Origin of the sequence: Permianibacter fluminis (assembly GCF_013179735.1) — a bacterium.
Lineage (GTDB): Bacteria > Pseudomonadota > Gammaproteobacteria > Enterobacterales > Permianibacteraceae > Permianibacter > Permianibacter fluminis.
Map to the genome: position 1 here is coordinate 846,886 of NZ_JABMEG010000001.1, position 19,286 is coordinate 866,171.

Annotated in this window: 16 protein-coding genes; 15 read left to right on the plus strand and 1 reads right to left on the minus strand. The window is 60.6% G+C overall.

From position 1 onward, the window contains the following. Window positions 1–57: 57 nt before the first annotated feature. Window positions 58–2,895 carry a class I adenylate cyclase gene (locus HPT27_RS03705; RefSeq protein WP_172239132.1) on the minus strand — a complete coding sequence of 946 codons (2,838 nt, stop codon included), beginning with the start codon at window positions 2,893–2,895 and terminating at the stop codon, window positions 58–60. Window positions 2,896–3,164: 269 nt separating this feature from the next. Here HPT27_RS03705 and HPT27_RS03710 point away from each other — a divergent pair, with 269 nt between their 5' ends. The 15 genes from HPT27_RS03710 to HPT27_RS03780 all read left to right on the plus strand — a co-directional run bounded on the left by HPT27_RS03710 (window position 3,165) and on the right by HPT27_RS03780 (window position 19,242). After that, window positions 3,165–4,292, plus strand: coding sequence for a sensor histidine kinase (locus HPT27_RS03710; protein WP_172239135.1), 1,128 nt, complete (start codon window positions 3,165–3,167; stop codon window positions 4,290–4,292). A 168-nt stretch (window positions 4,293–4,460) separates the two neighbouring features. Then, entirely contained in the window at window positions 4,461–5,198 is a 738-nt protein-coding gene (locus tag HPT27_RS03715; protein WP_172239138.1) for a LytR/AlgR family response regulator transcription factor, read from the plus strand. 108 nt (window positions 5,199–5,306) lie between these two features. After that, window positions 5,307–5,819 (plus strand): DUF2199 domain-containing protein, encoded by a 513-nt coding sequence (locus HPT27_RS03720; RefSeq protein WP_172239141.1) that lies wholly within the window; start codon window positions 5,307–5,309, stop codon window positions 5,817–5,819. Between the two features lie 262 nt (window positions 5,820–6,081). Then, a complete protein-coding gene (hemC, locus tag HPT27_RS03725) occupies window positions 6,082–7,044 on the plus strand; it encodes a hydroxymethylbilane synthase (RefSeq protein WP_172239144.1) in 963 nt (320 codons plus the stop codon). Beyond that, window positions 7,044–7,808, plus strand: a complete 765-nt coding sequence (locus HPT27_RS03730; RefSeq protein ID WP_172239147.1) for a uroporphyrinogen-III synthase — start codon at window positions 7,044–7,046, stop codon at window positions 7,806–7,808. The genes hemC and HPT27_RS03730 overlap by 1 nt, the downstream gene beginning before the upstream one ends. 147 nt (window positions 7,809–7,955) lie before the next feature. Further along, window positions 7,956–8,969 (plus strand): uroporphyrinogen-III C-methyltransferase, encoded by a 1,014-nt coding sequence (locus HPT27_RS03735; protein WP_172239150.1) that lies wholly within the window; start codon window positions 7,956–7,958, stop codon window positions 8,967–8,969. Continuing rightward, window positions 8,966–10,144: a heme biosynthesis HemY N-terminal domain-containing protein gene (locus tag HPT27_RS03740; RefSeq protein ID WP_172239153.1), complete on the plus strand. Its 1,179-nt coding sequence runs from the start codon at window positions 8,966–8,968 to the stop codon at window positions 10,142–10,144. The genes HPT27_RS03735 and HPT27_RS03740 overlap by 4 nt, the downstream gene beginning before the upstream one ends. Before the next feature lie 100 nt (window positions 10,145–10,244). Then, a complete protein-coding gene (locus HPT27_RS03745; protein WP_328820107.1) occupies window positions 10,245–10,496 on the plus strand; it encodes a DUF7660 family protein in 252 nt (83 codons plus the stop codon). A gap of 339 nt (window positions 10,497–10,835) precedes the next feature. Next, a complete protein-coding gene (gene yfcD, locus HPT27_RS03750) occupies window positions 10,836–11,549 on the plus strand; it encodes an NUDIX hydrolase YfcD (protein ID WP_172239156.1) in 714 nt (237 codons plus the stop codon). After that, the gene (locus HPT27_RS03755) at window positions 11,546–13,765 is read left to right on the plus strand and encodes a primosomal protein N' (RefSeq protein ID WP_172239159.1); all 2,220 of its coding nucleotides are present in this window, start codon (window positions 11,546–11,548) and stop codon (window positions 13,763–13,765) included. The genes yfcD and HPT27_RS03755 overlap by 4 nt, the downstream gene beginning before the upstream one ends. 544 nt (window positions 13,766–14,309) lie before the next feature. After that, a complete protein-coding gene (gene argS, locus HPT27_RS03760) occupies window positions 14,310–16,070 on the plus strand; it encodes an arginine--tRNA ligase (protein WP_172239162.1) in 1,761 nt (586 codons plus the stop codon). Between the two features lie 85 nt (window positions 16,071–16,155). Continuing rightward, window positions 16,156–16,758 (plus strand): SPOR domain-containing protein, encoded by a 603-nt coding sequence (locus HPT27_RS03765; protein ID WP_172239165.1) that lies wholly within the window; start codon window positions 16,156–16,158, stop codon window positions 16,756–16,758. Between the two features lie 45 nt (window positions 16,759–16,803). Further along, the gene (gene hslV, locus HPT27_RS03770; RefSeq protein ID WP_172245059.1) at window positions 16,804–17,340 is read left to right on the plus strand and encodes an ATP-dependent protease subunit HslV; all 537 of its coding nucleotides are present in this window, start codon (window positions 16,804–16,806) and stop codon (window positions 17,338–17,340) included. Between the two features lie 202 nt (window positions 17,341–17,542). Beyond that, a complete protein-coding gene (gene hslU, locus HPT27_RS03775; protein WP_172245061.1) occupies window positions 17,543–18,856 on the plus strand; it encodes an ATP-dependent protease ATPase subunit HslU in 1,314 nt (437 codons plus the stop codon). Next, window positions 18,856–19,242 carry a gamma-butyrobetaine hydroxylase-like domain-containing protein gene (locus HPT27_RS03780; RefSeq protein ID WP_172239168.1) on the plus strand — a complete coding sequence of 129 codons (387 nt, stop codon included), beginning with the start codon at window positions 18,856–18,858 and terminating at the stop codon, window positions 19,240–19,242. The genes hslU and HPT27_RS03780 overlap by 1 nt, the downstream gene beginning before the upstream one ends. Window positions 19,243–19,286: the final 44 nt, after the last annotated feature.

Genomic DNA, 19,286 nt, shown 5'->3' on the forward strand with positions numbered 1-19,286 from the left:
CCGTATTTCGGTTTCAGTAATCGCGTCTGAAGCACTTCTGACTTCCTCAATGCTTTGTTAACTCAACAAGCCGGCCGCGCGGTTGAGCTGTTCTTCAATTTGCAGTTTGTAGCGGACGAACAACGCGGTTGAGGCATTGTCTGGCAGACGGTTCAAGGTCAGATCGGTAACGTAGATCGGATAGCGACCAAGTGTGCGGCGCTGATGCAGGATGTCGCGCGCTACGACTTCCAGAAACCGGTCGCCTTGAACCAGCGCCGAATAATCCTGACCCGCGCACTGCAATTCCAGATCCTGCAAATCATGTTGTTCGATACGGGCGCTGGCGGTAACGGCAAAGAACTGCTGTTGATGCAGCGCTTGCGGCAAGGCATGCCGGCGCAGCCAGGCCGGCTCGCCATCACGGGCCGGCATCAGCTCAAACAATTCCGGTTCCGGCAAGGTTGCCAAACCTTTTACTGCCTGTTGCCGTTCGGCCACGGCGATCAAGAACAGATACCAGGGCTTCAGCAGCAACTCGACCGTGCTGAATGGTTGCTGCGCCACGGCCAGCGCATCGGCTTCATCGAGCAGATAGACATCGACCCGATCGGTTTCGGCGCGGAAGAAAATCTGCACGGCACCCTGTCGGCGCTGGCCGTAGATCAGGTGCAAGGGCACATCGCTAATGGCTTGCGGTTCGAACAGTAGTTCGCAGGCAGGCGGCAATGGCTGCTCCAGTTCGCGCAGCAGCGCGGCAAAATCGGCGCAATCAATGACGTCAATTTTCTCGTCACCGAGCCGGAATTGCCGGTAGCCCTGGCCGAGCCGCAACACATAGCGAATCGGCGCCGTTTGCGCGGCGCGCCGAATCGGACCGCAGAATTGATCGATGACTTCGGTGACCCGGCGCGCGATCGAGTCGGCGCGATGCACGCAAAAGCAGTGCACAGTGATGACCGGGGTCAGGATCTGGCTGCCAATGCGTTGATGCAATGCCAGCAATAGTTGCGGCAATGCCTCGCCCTCGCTGAACGATTCAATCTGCACCTCGCCCCAGCTGTTGAGCCAGATCAGATCAATGCTTTGCACCAGCTGCTCGCGTAGCGACCCATAAGCCAGCGCGTCGGTGTGGCTGCTGACCAGTTGCAAGCCTTGTTTGGTACGTTCGGCCATCGGGTCGATGCCGAGATTGACGAACACGGCGGCCCGGCGCAGTTCAGCATTGGCGCGCAGATCCTGATCATCCGGTGGCGGCAGCGGCTGCGGTAGCAGCTCCAGCAGTGCGCGCGCCAATGCCTCCATTTCCGGTAAGCGAAGTCCGGTATCGCCGGTAATCAGCGCCAGCCGCGTGCGGCGCGTCAGCAAGCCGTTGACTTCCGCCCAGGCCAGCAACTCCAGGACATGATGGCTGCGCTTCAGTAGCGGTGCCGATGTCGCACTGACCTGATCATGGCGGCCGCGCAGCAAACTGAATTGATAGGGGCTTTCCGCGCGCAGTGTCAACGCGGGTTCCTGCAGATCCGGTGCGATGCCGATATCGAGCCGCTCGATTTTGCCGGCGCGTTTTTCCAGCATGGCAAACAGTTTGCGCCCGAGTACGGTGAGCTCGTCCTGACGGCTGCGGGCGAGCTCGCTGTCTTGCCGCGCATAGGCCGACAAGGCGCGAAAGCTGGCGATCAACTCCTGCACCAGTTGCTTGCGCTCTTCCTGCACCCGTTCGAGTTTCCATTGCCGGCGCTGATCCAGCTCTTGCAAGCGCGGCCGTGACCAACCCCATTCCTGAATGCGCCGTTGCAGCAGCGGCCGCCGCCAATCCGGATGGGTCACGGCTTGCGACAATTTCTCGCCGGTCTTCAAATAGAAACAGCGCCGGATCAGATCCAGCCGGTCAAGCCGGCCCTGTCGCAACAAATGATCCTCGACGGCCTGATAGATCAGAAGATACGGATCGATATCGTCGTGGCCAAGTTGATTCCGATAAACCTTCTGTTTGAACTGCAGGGACAGTGGTGGCGGTGGCGGCTGTTGAGCGTAGGCTTCCATCAGCGCCAGCTTCAGCACCGACTTGTACGGAGAATCGATCGCCTTGTTCAGTTGCCAGAGCGCGCCGGAAAAAAATTCCGCGGCCGGAATCCGATCGACGTTGCCAAAATCGACCACATCGCTGGCCCGGACATAACGGTGGCTGAGCAGGCGCGCGGCGTACGCATCATATTGATCATGCTGCTCCGGAGGTACCAGCCACCACAGCGGCAAGCGCCCGGCCAGCAGCAATGCACTGCGATAAAATTCGTCCAGCAGCAACAGGTGTTGGGTGCTACCGCTGTGCTCGCTGCCGAGTGGACCGAATTCGCCGCGGCGGGCGGCGTTGGCCGTCATCGGATACACGTGCAGCGAAACGCCTTCCCGCTGCGCGTAGCTGGTAATGCGGCGGGCTTTTTCGACCAGTCTGGCAATGCCCTCGCTCGACAGATCGTCGCGGTGGATCAACCACACATCCAGATCGCTGTCGCCGCTGTGGCCTACCGTGCCGGTCGAGCCCATCAGATACAGCGCGTGCAAATCGCGTTTCAGACTGGCGCGTTTCTCGTAATGAAAACCGCGCGCGACCCGGCGGGCCGCCTGCAAGGTGGTTTGTCCCGGCGTGTAATCGGAAATGCTGCACGGCACGTCCATGTCGAGCCAGCCCGGCAGCAAGGCATGGTTGACGTGAAACAGCAGCGGCAACAAATCGATCAGCTCCCGTTCCCGCTCGCGCGCCGACAGCCGCAAACGTTCCAGCCGTTCGCGGTTCAGTTGCAGAAAGCGCTTGCGGGTTTGCAGCAGCTGTTTGCGGTCGAGCCCGGCATCGCGATCGATGTCGGCATCGGCAAAACCGTCGCTGGCGCTCGGTGACAGGGAGGGGCGGGTCATGCACTGCAGTGTAGTGCAGCGATGTCCGGTGTCGGGATCTCAGCCAACGTCAGTTCCTTCGTGTCCGTCCTGCGGCCACCACCCTTTGTCAGGTTGCCGACACCACTGCGATGTCCGACGCTTGCCAAGCCGGCGCCCGGCCCTGACACTGCCAGCGGTTCGGGCCCGGCCTTTCCAGCCTGAACGCCAGCCCGGATGCCAGCCAGCTGTGCGCAGCGGTAACCGTCAACCCGAACAAGAGCCGACCGACCCATGCGGATCGCCAACCCGTGAAACTGACGCTGACCCCGATCGAGCCTTCTGCGTCCGGCGCCAACAACCCTGAGCCGGCGCGGGCAGCGTTCGCCCGCTGGTGGCGCGAGCAGGCGCTCGCGCCGAGCGCCGACTTCCTGCCCGATTTCTGCGATGTCCGGCTGGTGTTTCTGGTCGTGCTCGGCGCCGAGTTGATGGCGCTGGTGCTGGCGCTGGCGCAATCGCCGCGCAGCGATCTGTGGCAAACCCTCGGCCTGCTCAGCCTGTTCGTGCAATGGGTCGCCCTTACCTGCACCGCCGCGCTCTGTCGCCTGCGCCGTTTTCTGGCCAAGCGCTCGCTGGTGGTGGCGGCCGGTCTCAGCTATTTGCTGATTCTGGCGATGACCGCGTTGTTCTCGCTGCTGGCCGTGCGCGCCGGGCTTGGGCTGGATCGGCTGACCGCTTTTCAGCCGGAGCTGGTGGTAGCGCGCAATTTGGCCATTGCCGGCATCATCGGCGCGGTCGCGCTGCGCTATTTCTATCTGCAGCAGCAATACCGGCGCCGGCTCAAACTGGAAGCCGAAGCGCGGGTCCAGGCGCTGCAAGCGCGTATCCATCCACATTTTTTGTTCAACTCGATGAATACCATAGCGAGCCTGACCCGCAGCAATCCGCGGCTGGCCGAAACCATGGTCGAGAACCTGTCGGAACTGTTTCGCGCCTCGCTGGCGTTGGCCGGCAGCAAAGTGACACTGGCCGAAGAATTCGATCTCTGTCAGCGTTATCTGGATATCGAGCAACTGCGGCTCGGTAGTCGATTGAAAGTCAGCGTGCAACTGGCCGACGAATTGCGGACGTTGCCGGTGCCGCTGCTGCTGGTGCAGCCCTTGGTCGAAAACGCGGTTTATCATGGCGTGCAACCGCTGCCCGAAGGCGGCTGGGTGCGCCTGCAAGCCAGCGTGGTTGGCAACAGCGCCGAGATCGTGGTCAGCAATCCGGTGCCGAACCAGCCGAGCCGCGCCGGTCACGGCGTTGCGCTGGCCAATATTCGCGAGCGTTTGGCGGTGTTGTATCCGGCCGGCGCCAGTTTGAGTACACACAACGACAATCAGGAATTTGTCGCGCGGGTGATTATTCCGTATCAGCCCGGCCACATCGGGCGTTAAAAAAAAGCGAGCTTGCCCTTGTCGCCGGGCTTTCGGTGCAAGCGGCGGGTCCGCGCTAGACTCGCGTCACGCATGAACTTGCGTGCGCCAGCTTCGCAGCGCTGCATGGCGTCGTTCGTCGCCTAGCGTCGCCACAGCCACCACCGTCAGCCGAGGGAGAAGGCCGCAGTGAAAGTATTGATCGTCGACGATGAGCCGCTGGCTCGCGAACGTCTGCGCCGTTTCTGCGAAGAAGATCTGACCGGCTACAGCGTCGTCGCCGAAGCCAGTGATGGCGCCAGTGCGGTCACCCAGGCCCAGCAACATGCGCCCGATGTGGTGCTGCTCGATGTGCGCATGCCCGGCATGGACGGTCTCGAAGCTGCCCGCCATCTGGCCGAGCTCGATCCCGCTCCGGCCGTGATTTTCACCACCGCCTACGACGATTACGCGCTGGAAGCGTTCGCGGTGCACGCGGTCGGCTATCTGCTGAAACCGGTGCGGCGAGAAAAACTCGAAGAAGCCCTGAAAGCAGCGGCCAAACCCAATCGGGTGCAACTGGCCGCCCTGCGCGGTGATGACGGCAAAACCCGCGCCCGCAGCCATATCAGCGCCCGCGTCCGCGGCAACCTGATGCTTATCAAGATTGATGATGTGCTCTATTTCCAGGCCGACCAGAAATACATCACCGTGCGTCATCCAGCTGGTGAAGTGCTCATTGAAGAAGCGCTGAAAGATCTGGAAGAAGAATTCGGCGAGCGCTTCGTCCGCATCCACCGCAACGCGCTGGTAGCACTGGCCGGCATCGTCGCGCTGGAGCGCGATGCCCTCGGCCGAACCGTCGTGCGGATGAAAGGCATCCACGAAACATTGGAAGTGTCACGGCGGCATTTGCCAGGATTACGGGCGACGTTGAAGCAGCTGTGAGATAAATATTTTGTCGGTTGGGCTGAGGAACTAAGCCAAACTGAAAGGAAACGTGATGCGTTGGGCCTAACAACTCAACCTACCGCTTTTGACTATACCTAGGAAGCTATGACTGCCATATTCAGTTTTGTATGTTCGTGCTGTGGAAAAGTACACGACGGCTCTCCAAGCTTTGCTTTTAATGCACCAGCTCCTTATCTTGAACAACCAGATGAAATACGAGAAAAAGGAAAACTCGGCAGTGATCTCTGCACTTACGAGGATGAAGATGGCGTTCATTATTTTATTCGTGTAATTCTAGAAATACCCATCCATGGCATTCAGGAACCATTTACATGGGGCGTTTGGGCGTCGGTTAGTGAAAAGAGCTTCCATCACTATGTGGAAACTTATGATAAGCCGAGCTTGGAATATGGATATTTTGGCTATTTGAGCAACTACTTGCCGTTTTATAAAAATACTTATGCCTTGGCTTCAGACATGCATGTTCAACTTGGTGGCAGCCGCCCCAAAATGGCGTTACATGACGTCGAGCATCCTTTGGTCTCTGATTTTGTTAATGGGATTTCCGTTCAAAAAGCACAAGAAATAGCTGAATTTTGTACACATTCAAATCAGTGATGGTTAGTTAATCGTCAACAGATTCGCTGCGGGTTTACCGACTACTGAGAGATCGTGCCGCTCTCTGTAGGTCCGCCTTCTGGCGGACGTTGTTGCCTCGACCAGTGCTTGTTCACCCGAAGGCGAACCTACGCGCGGATTGCTCGGTGGCTCCGCTGCGGTTCAACTTTCTGCGGTCGGTTTGATGTTGTCGCTTGCTGGCGGGTCGTGACCCGCCCTACGATCCGGTATCGCTCTCGCCACCCTGCTTCCGGAATCCGGCATGACTACCGCCTCGCTCGACCTGACCCACGTGGTCCGTATCGCTACCCGTCAATCCCCGCTTGCGCTCTGGCAGGCCGAGTTCGTCAAGGCCGAGTTGGCGCGCCATCACCCCGGCATTGTGGTCGAGCTGGTCAAGTTCACCACGCAGGGCGACAAAATCCTTGATTCGCCGTTGGCGAAAATCGGCGGCAAGGGTCTGTTCGTCAAAGAGCTGGAGAACGCGCTGCTCGATGGCCATGCCGATATCGCCGTGCATTCCATGAAGGATGTGCCGGTCGAATTCCCGGATGGGCTGGGTCTGAGCACCATTTGCCAGCGCGAAGATCCGGCCGATGCCTTCGTCTCGAACCGCTACGCCACACTCGATGAGCTGCCGCAGGGCGCCATCGTTGGCACCTCCAGTTTGCGTCGTCGTTGCCAGTTGCTGCGGGCGCGGCCGGATCTGGATATCCGCGATCTGCGCGGCAACGTTGGCACCCGGCTCGGCAAGCTCGATGCCGGCCAGTACGACGCCATTGTCTTGGCCGCTGCCGGATTGATCCGGCTGGAATTGGCGGCGCGCATTCGCCATCGGCTCAGCTACGAGCAGTCGCTGCCGGCGGCCGGACAAGGCGCGGTCGGCATTGAATGCCGCAGCGCCGATGCGCAGGTCCAAGCGCTGCTGCGACCGCTGCATCACGAGCCCACCGCCCTGTGCGTGCGTGCCGAACGGGCCATGAACGCCGCGTTGCAAGGTGGCTGTCAGGTACCGATTGCCGCGTTCGCGCAATTGCAAACCGGTGACGCAGCGAATGCGCAACTGCAGCTGCGCGGCCGGGTCGGCGGTCCGGATGGCAAACAGATGCTGGTTGCCGAAGCCAGCGCCAGCGCCGCCGATCCGGAAGCGCTTGGTCGTCAGGTCGCCGCGACGTTGCTGCAGCAAGGCGCCGGCGAAATTTTGCGCGCGGTTTACGGCGACTGATGGCCGCCACCGTGGCGACGCCCGCAACGATATTGCTGACCCGCAGCAGCGGCCGCGCCGATGATCTCGGCAGCCGTTTGCTGCGGCTCGGGCTCAGCGTGCGGCAGTTGCCATTGATCCAACTCGAAGCGCAGCCGCTGCCTGCCGAAGCCCTGCAACACGCCCCGACCTTGCTCATTTTTGTCTCACCGGCCGCTGCCGAGCACGGCATCAGCCAATTGCCGGCTGGCTGGCGGGCGCTGCCGCGTTACGCCGTCGGCCGCGCCACCGCGCAAGCGCTGGCCCAGCAGGGCTGGTCGGACACGCCAAGCCCGGTGCAGGAAAACAGCGAAGGTCTGCTCGCGCTGAGCGGCCTGCAGGCGCTGGCCGGACAACGGGTATTCATCGTGCGCGGTGACAGCGGTCGTGATCTGCTGCGGGAAACGCTGCAGCAACGTGGCGCCGAGGTGAAATATCTGGAGGTCTATCGCAAGCGCGCGGTCGATGCGGAACTGATCCGGCAGCTGCGGCAATTGGCGCAAACCGCGGCAAACTCGCCAGCACCGCTGCTGGCCGTGCTCACCAGCGGCGAGGCGTTGGCGCGGCTTTGTGCCATAATCCCGGCCGATATCATGAAAGCGCTGACGCTGGTGGTTGCCAGCCCGCGCATCGCCGAGATGGCGGCGCCGCGTTGCGATCACGTGGTGACGGCCAGTGGCACCGACAGCGATGCCCTGTTCGCGGCGATCCAGCGGGCCCTGCGTCAACAACAAAGTCGGCGCTGATTACGACAACGACCTTCCCGATCCGTTGCCGTGCCGTTTTGCCAGAAGCCATCTTTCCGATGGGTTTCCAAACGGTTTGCTAGTGTAACTGACCGACGTTGCCCGACACCTTCGCCAGTGTGCAGCGGCGTCGAGCCAAGGATGAATATGACTGAGTTGATGCCACCAGAAACTTCTCCGGATGCTGCGGTCAGCGCGCCGCTCGCGGCGGCCACGTCACGGGCACCGTTATTCTGGTTACTCGGCATGGTACTGGTCGCGGTGCTGGTGCTGTTTGCCGTGGCTATATGGCGGCTGCATGACCGCACGCTGCAAGCAGAGCGCAACGAAGCCGTGCTGCAGGAAGCGGTCAGCGAATTGCGTCGTGATCTGGCCGAGAGTTTGCGCAACAACAATCTCGCCCTCGCCGGCCTGCAGGAAAAACTCGCCAAGCAGCAAGGCAGCCATGAAGATTTGCGCGCGCTGGTCGCTGGCGGTGCCGAATCGTTTGCTGAAGCGCAGCGTCGTCACGCTGCCGAATATTTTGTTCAGCAAGCGGCGCAGCGGCTGAGCCTGAATCAGGATGTTCACGGTGCCATTGCAGCGCTTGATGGCGCCGCCCAGGAATTGATTAGCAGCAAACTGCCGGCCAATCAGGATTTGCGCAAACGGGTGCTCAGTGATCGGCAGCGGCTGGCGGCAATGAGCGCCGTCGATGTCATGGCGGTTGCCCGGCAACTGGCGGCGTTACAGAACGCGGTCAACGGTTTGCTGCCGATTGGTCCGAGTCTGGAAAATCAGCGCTATCTCATCAGCAATGACACCGGCAACACCGGCTGGCTTGGTGATCTGAAATCGACCTGGCAGCAATTCAGCGGCGACTGGTTTCTGGTTCGCAAGCACGATCAGGAGGTGGTGTCGCCACCGGATGCTGCCGAACGCCGCCGGATCAAACTTGCGCTGAGTCTGGCGTTGTCGGAAGCACGTCTGGCCGCGCTGCAACATGAAACCGCCAGCTATCAGGAAGCGGTCAGCCGGGCCTTGCGTTTGCTCGATCAGTATTACGCCAACGCGGAAGGCAGCGCGGATCTGCGCAGCGGTTTGCAGGCCTTGCAACAACAGGCCGTCGCCGTCAGTGGTGATCTGAATCTCTCCGCCAATGACAACGGAGCGCAACCGTGAAGCTGCGGTGGTGGGCTCTGTTCGCGCTGGTCATCGGTATGCTGATGGGGCCGCATTTGGCCTCGATCCCCGGTTTCGTGATGGTCGGCACCGGTCACTACACGGTGGAATTACGGCTGTCGCTGACACTGGCGTTGATAACGGTGGTGATGCTCGGCGTGTTGCTCGCGGGCGCTGCGCTCGGCACCGCCGGCTCGCTGAAAGGCCATGTCCGCTGGATTGCCCGCAGTCGGCGTCAGCGCCGGTCGCGGCTCAAAACCCAGGAAGGCATCCGGGCACTCACCGAAGGCCGCTGGCGCGACGCGGAAACCATGATGGTCGAAGCCGCCAAAGCCTCGGAATTCAAACTGATCAATTATCTCGGTGCCGCGATGGCCGCGCAGGAAAATGGCGCGCTGGATCGGCGTGACGCCCATCTGCGCATGGCCCACGTCACCGATCCGGATGCCGATATCGCGGTCGGTTTGATGGAAGCGCGCTTGCACTTGCGCAGTGGCCATTACGAACACGCACTGGTCGTGTTGCAGCAACTGGATCGGGTTGCGCCCCGGCACGCGCCGGCGCTCAAACTGCTGCAACACGTGCTGCGTCACCTGCACGACTATCATGCACTCGAACGCCTGTTGCCGCGTCTGCGCAAATACGAAGTGCTGCCAGAAGCGCGGCTGGCCAAACTGGAAACCGAAATCCTGCGCGCCCGGCTCAGCACCGCCGGTGACGATGTCGCACTGCTGCGCACGCTCTGGCGCAGCGCCAGCCGCGCCGCTCGTCGCGATGTCACGACGTTTGTGGTCTACGTCCGCGCCCTGGTCAAAGCCGGCTCGATCCACGAAGCCGAAAAACTGACCCGCAAATTCATCGAAACGCTGTGGGACAAAGATCTGATCGCGCTGTACGGTGAAATCCCCGGTCGCGACGCCGCCCTGCAACTGACCACCGCCGAACAATGGGCGCTCAAACGCCAACCCGACGCCGTCATGCAAATGACCTTTGCTAGGCTCGCCGTGCGCGCCCAAAACTGGCTGAAAGCGCAGCGCTACCTGAATGAACTCGTCCGCAGCGCACCCTCCACCGAGGCGTGGTTGATGCTGGCCGATGTTTATGAGCGGCTGCAGGAACCGGATCAGGTCAAGGCTTGTATCAGTGCGGCGTTGAAGCAGGCGAAGCAAAAATAGCAAGCAACAGCTTTCAGTTTACGCGATACGTTATCAACGATTAATGTTAGGACAAATGGTCAGGATGGAAATAAGAGCTCCTCATGAGCTACTAGAGAGCGTGAAAGATGAAGAAACCTTTCTGCTCTTTGTACAGTCACTAATTGCAGATAGAGTGCCTCATGAAAGAAGAGCTGCCGATGGCGCTGGCTTTTCTGGTGATTGGGCAAACAACTCTATCAGCGAGTTTCTCGAAGCTGCAGTCGCATGGGCTGAGGCTTCAGACTTTGGTGTTCGCCATGAACCTGATTTGGCAACAAACAAATGGAAGCAATTCGCAGTTTTTCTGTATTGCGGAAAGATCTACGAGTAATTGCTATCGAACAAACAGGCAATTCATGGCGATGGTTTGCCCGTCTGACGAGCCGAGCAACGGAAAAATCTGCTGGGGTTTCGGCGAGGACTGTCTGAGCGCGTAGCGCGAGTTCCGCAGCCGCCAGCAGATTTTGAGTAGCGCAGGGCACCACGCGCAGCGTGGCGAGGAATCGGGCATGTTTCTTTGGTAACTTTCTTTGCGCCAAAGAAAGTTACTCGCCCGCCGGGGCGAGACCCGGCAAACCATTCGGCTGCAAACTGTTTCGAATGCGAGCAGACGCCGAGCGACAACTACCCCACCCCAGCCCTCCCCTTGACAGGGGAGGGGGCACAAAAAATGTCTGCCACTGAACTCGTTCAACTTGTTGATGACTGCAACCGCCCCATCGCGACGGTGCCGCGTCACGTCATGCGTACGCACAAGTTGCTGCACCGTGCGACCTACATTATCGTGGTCAATAAAAACGGCGAGCTGTGTGTGCAACACCGCAGCAAGAACAAAGACTACTGCCCCGGCATGCTGGATCTGGCGGCCGGTGGTGTTGTCACGGCGGGCGAACCGTATTTGCTCAGCGCCCGGCGCGAATTGCAGGAAGAGCTTGGCATCGATGCCCCGCTGACTGAACTCGGCGAGTTTTACACCGGTGGCGATGATGGTGGCCGCGCATATGGCCGCGCCTGGCTGTGTCAGTGGGATGGCCCAATCACCGCGCAGGCGGAAGAAATTGATGCCATCGAATGGTTGACCCCGGCAGACATTTTGTCGCACCGCAAAATGCAGGCGACGCCGGACAGTTTGCTGGCGCTGCGGCTGTGGCTGGAAAAGCCGCGCGCGCCGGTGTGCGCCGCCGGCGCAGTGCTGGCCGATGGTCAGCAGCAATGGCAGTTGCTGGAGCTTGCGCCCAGCCGTTTGCTCGACGACACGCTGTGGCTGGTGGCCGGTCGCGATGGTCGCAAGCAATTGCTGACCGAAAATTTTCTGCGCTCGTTCATCAGTGATGGCCTGTTTGTCCGGCCGCGATTCCGCTCGTTGTCCGGTGACATGGCATGACGGCGATGTTGCGCGTTGCCGTGCCGGTACCGCTGCGGCGGCTGTTTGATTATCTGCCGGCGCCAGATTGTGATGTCGCAGCGCTCAAACGCGGTCAACGCGTGCAGGTGCCATTCGGTCGGCAGACGCTGGTCGGTGTGCTCTGGCAAGTGGTCACCGAAACGGCGATCAGCACTGACAAATTGCATGCCGCCGATGCCGTACTCGATGCCGCGCCGCTGCTGTCCGACAGCGTTCTCGAACTCTGCGAATTTGCCGCCCAGTATTACCAGCATCCGCTCGGCGATGTGCTAACGACGGCGCTGCCAGTGTTGTTGCGAGCTAGCGGGCGTACTGGCAGCGCACCAAAAGGCGAAATGTTGCCGGGCTGGCGCTTGACTGAACTGGGTTGGCAAACCGATCCGGACAGCAAAAAGAAAGCGCCACGTCAGCGTGCGTTGCTGCTGGCACTGCGGGCTAACGAGCATGGTCTGTTGCAAGCCGAACTGGCGCGGGAAGATTTTTCACCGGCGCTGATGCGGCAACTCGCCAAGGCCGGCTTGATCGAAAAATTTCTGCTGGCGCCGGCCGACGATCACGTCGAACGGCGCGCCGCTTTTGTGCCAGCGCCAGCGACCATCAGCCTGAATCCGGATCAGCTCGCAGCGATTGCCGCAGTCGGCGCCAAGCTCGGTCAGTTCGCACCCTTCCTGCTCGATGGCGTTACCGGCAGCGGCAAGACCGAAGTCTATATGGCCTTGATCGATGCCGTGCGCGCGCGCGGCGAGCAAGCGCTGGTGCTGATTCCAGAAATAGGTTTGACGCCGCAAACCGAAGCGCGTTTTCGCGCCCGCTTTGGTGATGACATTGCGGTGCTGCATTCCGGCCTGACCGACAAGCAACGCTGGCAGGCTTGGGAGCGCGCCCGCACCGGCGCCGCGCAGGTGGTGATCGGTACCCGCTCGGCGCTGTTTGTCAGTTTGCCGAAGCCGGGTTTGATTGTGGTCGATGAAGAACATGATTTGTCCTTCAAGCAGCAGGAAGGCTTTCGTTATCACGCCCGCGATCTGGCGGTCTGGCGCGCCCAGCGCGAGCAGATTCCGATTGTGCTCGGCAGCGCGACACCAGCGCTGGAAACGCTGCGCAATGCCCGCAGCGGTCGCTACACTCGCTTGCAACTGAGTGGCCGCGCCGGCGTTGCGACCATGCCGCTGCTGCGCTGTCTGGATATCCGCGGTCAGCAACTCGATGAAGGCCTGTCCGGATCGTTGCTGGCGGCCATGCAGCGTCATCTGGATGCCGGTGCGCAGGTGCTGTTGTTTCTGAACCGGCGCGGTTTTGCACCGACGCTGATGTGCCACGATTGCGGCTGGGTGGCCGACTGCGCGCGCTGCAACGCGCACTACACCCTGCACCAGAAAATCGGCCGCTTGCGTTGCCACCATTGCGGCAGTGAACGGGCAAAACCCAAACAGTGCCCGAGCTGCAAATCGCAAAACCTGTTGCCACTCGGTGCTGGCACCGAGCGCGTTGAGCAGGCGATACAGCGGCATTTTCCGGAGCAGCCGATTGCACGGATTGATCGCGATACCACGCGTGGCCGCGACAGCATGAGCCGCTGGGTTGAGGCGATTCGCGCCCGCCGCTATCGCATCCTGCTCGGCACCCAGATGCTGGCCAAAGGTCACGATTTTCCGGACGTGACGCTGTCGGCCCTGCTCGATGTCGATGGCGCGTTGTTCGCCAGCGACTTCCGCGCGCCCGAGCGCCTGGCGCAATTGGTCACGCAGGTTGCCGGCCGTGCCGGTCGCGGCGAAAAACGCGGCGAAGTGCTGCTGCAAACCCACCACCCGGAGCATCCCTTGTTGACCACGCTGATGAGCGGTGGCTATCCGGCGTTTGCCGAGCTGGCGCTGGCCGAGCGGGAAAACCAGCAGCTGCCGCCGTTCGGACCGCAAGTGTTGCTGCGCGCCGAGGCGCCGCAGATGGCGCTGGCCGAAGCGCTGCTGAAACGCGCCCGTGACCAGTTGGCCGCGGCCGGCTTGATGGCGCTCGGACCGGTGCCGGCACCACAAGCCCTGCGCGCCGGTCGCTATCGCGCTCAGCTGTTGATCGAAGGCGGCCCGCGCAGCGCCCTGCAAGCGGCGCTGACCAAGCTGCTGCCGCAGTTGGAAACCTGGCCGGAAGCGCGCAAGGCGCGCTGGTCGGTCGATGTGGATCCGCAGGAAATGGCTTGAGGGGCGGGGGATTTGCTCGCGCGTTATCGCGGCTGAAGCCGCTCCTACAGCAGAGCCATCAAGGTGTTGGTTTGAAGCTTCATCGTCGCTGAAGCCGCTTCCACACCGAATCTCCGAGAGCCGCGCCGGCTTGATCCCCTCCCCCTCCGGGGGAGGGCTAGGGAGAGGGGGCCGCCGGCCAAGCCCAAGCTAGACGTCGCGAGCTCCCGCAGCCGAAGTCTTCTCCTAATCGCTCTGCCTCCTTTCAAACCCCATCGCGGCCAAGGCCGCTCCTAAAACAGATCGCCTGACGTGCAGACTTGATCCCCTCCCCCCTCGCGGGGGAGGGCCAGGGAGAGGGGGCCCGTCCGGCCAAACCCAAGCCCAAAGCATGACCCAACTCCCGAATCCACACCCCACCGCCACCCTACCCAACCCCGGGCCCGGCTGCGCCTTCGGTCGACGGCCGCAGCCCGGAAATGGTCTAATAGCCGGCTGATTTTCCGGGCCTTTTTGCCGTTTTGCGGCGGCCCGCCTCTCCCCGACGTGATCACGAAGACTGCCGATGAAAGAGATTGTTGAAACCCTCGTTGCCCAAGGCCTGCAGACGCTGGCTGCCCACGGTGTGCTGACACTGCCCGAGAGCATTCGCTACACCGTCGAGCGCACCCGCGATCCGTCGCACGGGGATTTCGCCTGCAACGCGGCCATGGTGCTCGGCAAGGTGGCCGGCATGGCACCGCGCGCGTTCGCGGAAAAACTGATCGCGGCGCTGCCGGCATCGGCGCAACTGGCCAAGGTTGAAATCGCCGGACCGGGTTTCATCAACTTCACGCTGGTTGCCGGTCATCAGTTTGCGATTGTCAAAACCATTCACGAAAAACAGGCCGCGTTTGCCCGGCCCAATGTTGGCAATGGTGCCAAGGTGTTGATCGAATTTGTCTCGGCCAATCCGACTGGGCCGATGCATGTCGGCCACGGTCGCGGCGCCGCTTACGGTTCGGCGCTGGCGAACGTGCTGGCCGCCACCGGCTTCACGGTCGAGCGCGAGTATTACATCAACGATGCCGGCCGCCAGGCCGATGTGCTGGCAGTGTCGCTGTGGCTGCGCTATCTGGAATTGCTCGGCGAAAAGGTCGCAATTCCGTCGCGCGCCTATCCGTCGCCGTATGTGATCGACAACGCCAAAAAAATGCTGGCCGAGCACGGCGAGAAATTCAAACGGCCTTATGCCGATCTGATCCGCGACATTCCGGCCGACAGCAATGAAGACGGCGACGCCGCCAAGATCGTCAAGGAAAAACATCTCGACGCGCTGATCGAGCGGACCAAACAACTGCTTGGTGACGATTACCGGACCATGCAGGATTGTGGTCTGAACGAGCAGCTCGGCGCCATCAAGGCGACGCTGGACAAACTCAACGTCAAATTCGATCGCTGGTATTCCGAACGGACGTTGGTGCAGAACGGCGCGGTGGAATCGACGTTGAATCGCCTGCGCGACAAAGACGCGATCTACGAAAAAGACGGCGCACTCTGGCTGAAGACCGAGGCCTACGGCGATGAAAAAGATCGGGTGCTGGTCAAGAAAGACGGCGCGCTGACCTATTTCACGCCGGACATCGCCTATCACCTCGACAAACTGGATCGTGGCTACGATCTGCTGATCGATGTCTGGGGTGCCGATCACCACGGTTATATCGCCCGGATGCGCGCAGCCATCGAGCAACTGTCCGGCAAAGGCAAACAATTCCACGTTGCGCTGATCCAGTTCGTCACGCTGTCGTCGGGCCGGATGGGTAAGCGCAGCGGCAACTTTGTCACGCTGAACGATCTGATCGACGAAGCCGGCGCCGATGCCACCCGGTTCTTCTATCTGACCCGGTCGCCGGAGCAGCATCTGGAATTTGACATTGAACTGGCGCGTTCGCAGAGCAAGGACAACCCGGTCTATTACATTCAATATGCCCACGCCCGGATCTGCTCGGTGTTCCGCACCGCAGTCGAGAAAGGCCTGAGTTACGACGCGGCACTGGGCTTGAACGAAATCGGCAAACTCGATCACCCGAAAGCTGCGGATGTGGCGGTGCGCCTGTCGCAGTATCCGGAAATGCTGGCTGTGGCCGCGCGCAACGAAGCGCCGCATATGCTGACCCATTACCTGAACGATCTCGCGACCGATTTCCACAGTTGGTACAACGACGACAAGGTGCTGGTCGACGACGCCATTGCCCGCAACACCCGGATGGTGTTGTGCGCAGCGGCGCGCATCGTGCTCGCCGACGGCTTGGCCATGCTCGGGGTATCGGCGCCGGAACAGATGTAAGACCGGGCAGACACTCACTGCGGCAAACACAGCGGAAACAAAACAGCGTTGACCAACGCGACACGAACACGAGAGCAACGACAAGATGGCTCAACGCGATTACGCCAAGAACAAAGGCAAGAGCAAAAGCAGCAGTGGCGGCAACACCACGTTCCGGGTGTTGCTGATCGGCCTCATCATCGGCTTTGCGCTCGGCTTCGGCAGTCACTGGTGGTTTGCCGATACCTTTTCCAACGCCAAGGAGTTGGTCGCGCATGCCAAGAGCGTCGGTACCGACAAGGCGACGCCGGAACCGGTGACGGGCACCAAACCCGACAAGAAAGCCGCCGACAGCAAATACAAACCCCTGAAAGTCGATCCGCAAACCGAAGCGGAATGGAGCTTCCAGGAATTGCTGGAAGAAAAAACCGAACCGGCCGCCAACCCGGGCACTGGCAACAAAGCGGTGGCGAGCGCCGCCAAACCGATCGTCATGGGCTGCGCCGCGTTCAGCGGTCAGGACAAAGCCGAAACCATGAAAGCGCAAATCGCTTTTGCCGGTTTGCAGGCAGACGTCAAGCCGGTGACCAATCAGGCGGGCGCCCGGCTGTATCGGGTCCAGCTCGGTCCGTACGCCAACAAGCGTGACGCCGAAAGCGACAAGCGCAAGCTGGAAGAAGCCGGCATCAATACCTGCAAGATCTGGTAATCAACTCGCCTGTCGAACAGGCAGCAGAGGAAAGCCATCATGGCAATGGAGCAGATGCACGGCACGACCATTGTGTCGGTGCGCCGCAACGGTGTCGTCGTCGTGGGCGGTGACGGTCAGGTCACGCTCGGCAACACCGTGATGAAAGGCAATGCCCGCAAAGTCCGGCGTATTTTCAACGGCAAAGTCATCGCCGGATTTGCCGGCGGCACCGCCGATGCTTTTACTCTGTTTGAACGCTTTGAACAGAAGCTGGAACAGCACGGTGGCCGCTTGCAACGCGCAGCGGTCGAGCTGGCCAAAGATTGGCGCACCGATCGCATGCTGCGCCGGCTGGAGGCTCTGCTGATCGTCGCTGACAAGGAATGCTCGCTGATCATCACCGGCAACGGCGATGTCGTGGAAACCGACAATCAATTGCTCGCGATCGGTTCAGGTGGTCCCTATGTGCAAGCCGCCGCCACCGCGTTGCTGGAAAATACCCAGCTCGGCGCCCGCGAAATTGTCGAGAAGAGTCTGAACATTGCCGGCGATATCTGCATTTACACCAATCGCAGTTTGACGATTGAAGAACTGAGTTAAGTCTGTCGAATCGACGTTGCTCCCTCCCCTGTCAAGGGGAGGGTTGGGGTGGGGTAGTATCGCGCTGCGCGTAAATTCCAAGCTGCAGCGCGGAAATTACCCCCTCCCAGCCTCCCCCTTCACAGTGGGAGGAGCAAACAAGCCGCTTTTATCCGCAGTCGGGTAAGCGTAGGAGCAAGAAGTGTCCGATACCATCACCCCAATGACCCCGCGCGAAATTGTTCATGAACTGGACAAGCATATCGTCGGTCAGCAAGCCGCCAAGCGAGCGGTGGCGATTGCGCTGCGCAATCGCTGGCGCCGGCTCAATGTGCCGGCCGATCTGCGCAATGAAATCACCCCGAAAAACATTTTGATGATCGGCCCAACCGGCGTTGGCAAAACCGAAATCGCCCGACGTCTGGCCAAACTGGCCAATGCACCGTTCATCAAGGTTGAAGCCACCAAATTCACTGAAGTCGGTTACGTCGGCAAGGACGTCGATACCATCATCCGCGATCTGGTCGATGTCGCGGTCAAGCTGGTGCGCGAGCAGGAAGTGACCAAGGTCAAGCACCGCGCTGCCGATGCCGCCGAAGAGCGGATTCTGGATGCGTTGCTGCCGCCGCCGCGCAGTTTCAACGACGCCAATCTGGAGCAAAAGACCGACAGCAACACCCGGCAGATTTTCCGCAAGAAGCTGCGTGAAGGTCAGTTGGATGACAAAGAGATTGAGCTCAATGTTGCCGGCCCGGCCATGAATGTCGAGATCATGACGCCACCGGGCATGGAAGAAATGACTTCTCAGCTGCAAAGTCTGTTTCAGGGCCTGGCACCGAACAAAAGCCAGACTCGCAAACTGAAAATCGCCGACGCGATGAAACTGCTGACCGAAGAAGAAGCCGAGAAGCTGGTCAACCAGGAAGACATCAAACAGGTTGCCGTGCAGGCGGTCGAGCAAAACGGCATCGTCTTCATTGACGAAATCGACAAGGTCGCCCGGCGCAGCGAATACGCCGGCGCCGATGTGTCGCGCGAAGGGGTCCAGCGTGATCTGCTGCCGCTGATCGAAGGCTGCACCGTCAGCACCAAATACGGCACCATCCGCACCGATCACATTCTGTTCATCGCCAGCGGCGCGTTCAGCTTTTCCAAACCTTCGGATTTGATTCCCGAGCTGCAGGGCCGTTTGCCAATCCGGGTCGAGCTGAAAGCACTGACAGTCGATGACTTTGTCCGCATCCTGACCGAACCAGATGCCGCCCTGACCAAACAATACGCCGCGCTGCTCGCCACCGAAGGTGTCACGCTGTCGTTCACCGATGATGGCATCCGCCGGTTGGCCGAGATTGCCTTTGCCGTCAACGAAGGCACCGAAAACATCGGCGCGCGTCGCCTGCATACGGTGATGGAACGCTTGCTGGAAGAAGTCTCGTTTGACGCCAAGCAAGGCCAGATCAGCATCGATGCCGCGTTCACCGACCGGCAACTCGGCGAGCTGGCCAAGAACGAAGACTTGAGCCGGTATATCCTGTGATGACAACCGCACTGCCGACCGCAATACATCTGCACAAAGCCTCACGCAAACTGGAGATCCAGTTTACCGATGGTCAAGGCTTTCTGCTCGACGCCGAGTACCTGCGCACGCATTCGCCGTCGGCGGAAGTGCGTGGTCATGGCGTGGGTCAGGAGACGCTGGTGTTCGGCAAGCAAGACGTCGGCATAGTAACGCTGGAGCCGGTCGGCCAGTACGCGATCAAGATTGTGTTTGATGATGGTCACGACAGCGGTTTGTTTACCTGGCAATACTTGTACGAGCTCGGCAGTGAATACCAACAGAAGTGGCAGGCTTACTTGCTGCGTTTGCAGCAGGCTGGCCAGTCGCGCGAGCCAGTGAAAGAGCCACTATTCAAACCGTTGTAAGGACTCGTGTGGGAGCGGCTTTAGCCGCGATGGTTTCACTTGCA

Bases quoted from the DNA above. Each gene is read 5' to 3' on its own strand.
- HPT27_RS03705 (WP_172239132.1), bottom strand. From the start codon at position 2,895: ATGACCCGCCCCTCCCTGTCACCGAGCGCCAGCGACGGTTTTGCCGAT.
- HPT27_RS03720 (WP_172239141.1), top strand. From the start codon at position 5,307: ATGACTGCCATATTCAGTTTTGTATGTTCGTGCTGTGGAAAAGTACAC.
- hemC (WP_172239144.1), top strand. From the start codon at position 6,082: ATGACTACCGCCTCGCTCGACCTGACCCACGTGGTCCGTATCGCTACC.
- HPT27_RS03730 (WP_172239147.1), top strand. From the start codon at position 7,044: ATGGCCGCCACCGTGGCGACGCCCGCAACGATATTGCTGACCCGCAGC.
- HPT27_RS03735 (WP_172239150.1), top strand. From the start codon at position 7,956: ATGACTGAGTTGATGCCACCAGAAACTTCTCCGGATGCTGCGGTCAGC.
- yfcD (WP_172239156.1), top strand. From the start codon at position 10,836: ATGTCTGCCACTGAACTCGTTCAACTTGTTGATGACTGCAACCGCCCC.
- HPT27_RS03755 (WP_172239159.1), top strand. From the start codon at position 11,546: ATGACGGCGATGTTGCGCGTTGCCGTGCCGGTACCGCTGCGGCGGCTG.
- argS (WP_172239162.1), top strand. From the start codon at position 14,310: ATGAAAGAGATTGTTGAAACCCTCGTTGCCCAAGGCCTGCAGACGCTG.
- HPT27_RS03765 (WP_172239165.1), top strand. From the start codon at position 16,156: ATGGCTCAACGCGATTACGCCAAGAACAAAGGCAAGAGCAAAAGCAGC.
- hslV (WP_172245059.1), top strand. From the start codon at position 16,804: ATGGAGCAGATGCACGGCACGACCATTGTGTCGGTGCGCCGCAACGGT.
- hslU (WP_172245061.1), top strand. From the start codon at position 17,543: ATGACCCCGCGCGAAATTGTTCATGAACTGGACAAGCATATCGTCGGT.
- HPT27_RS03780 (WP_172239168.1), top strand. From the start codon at position 18,856: ATGACAACCGCACTGCCGACCGCAATACATCTGCACAAAGCCTCACGC.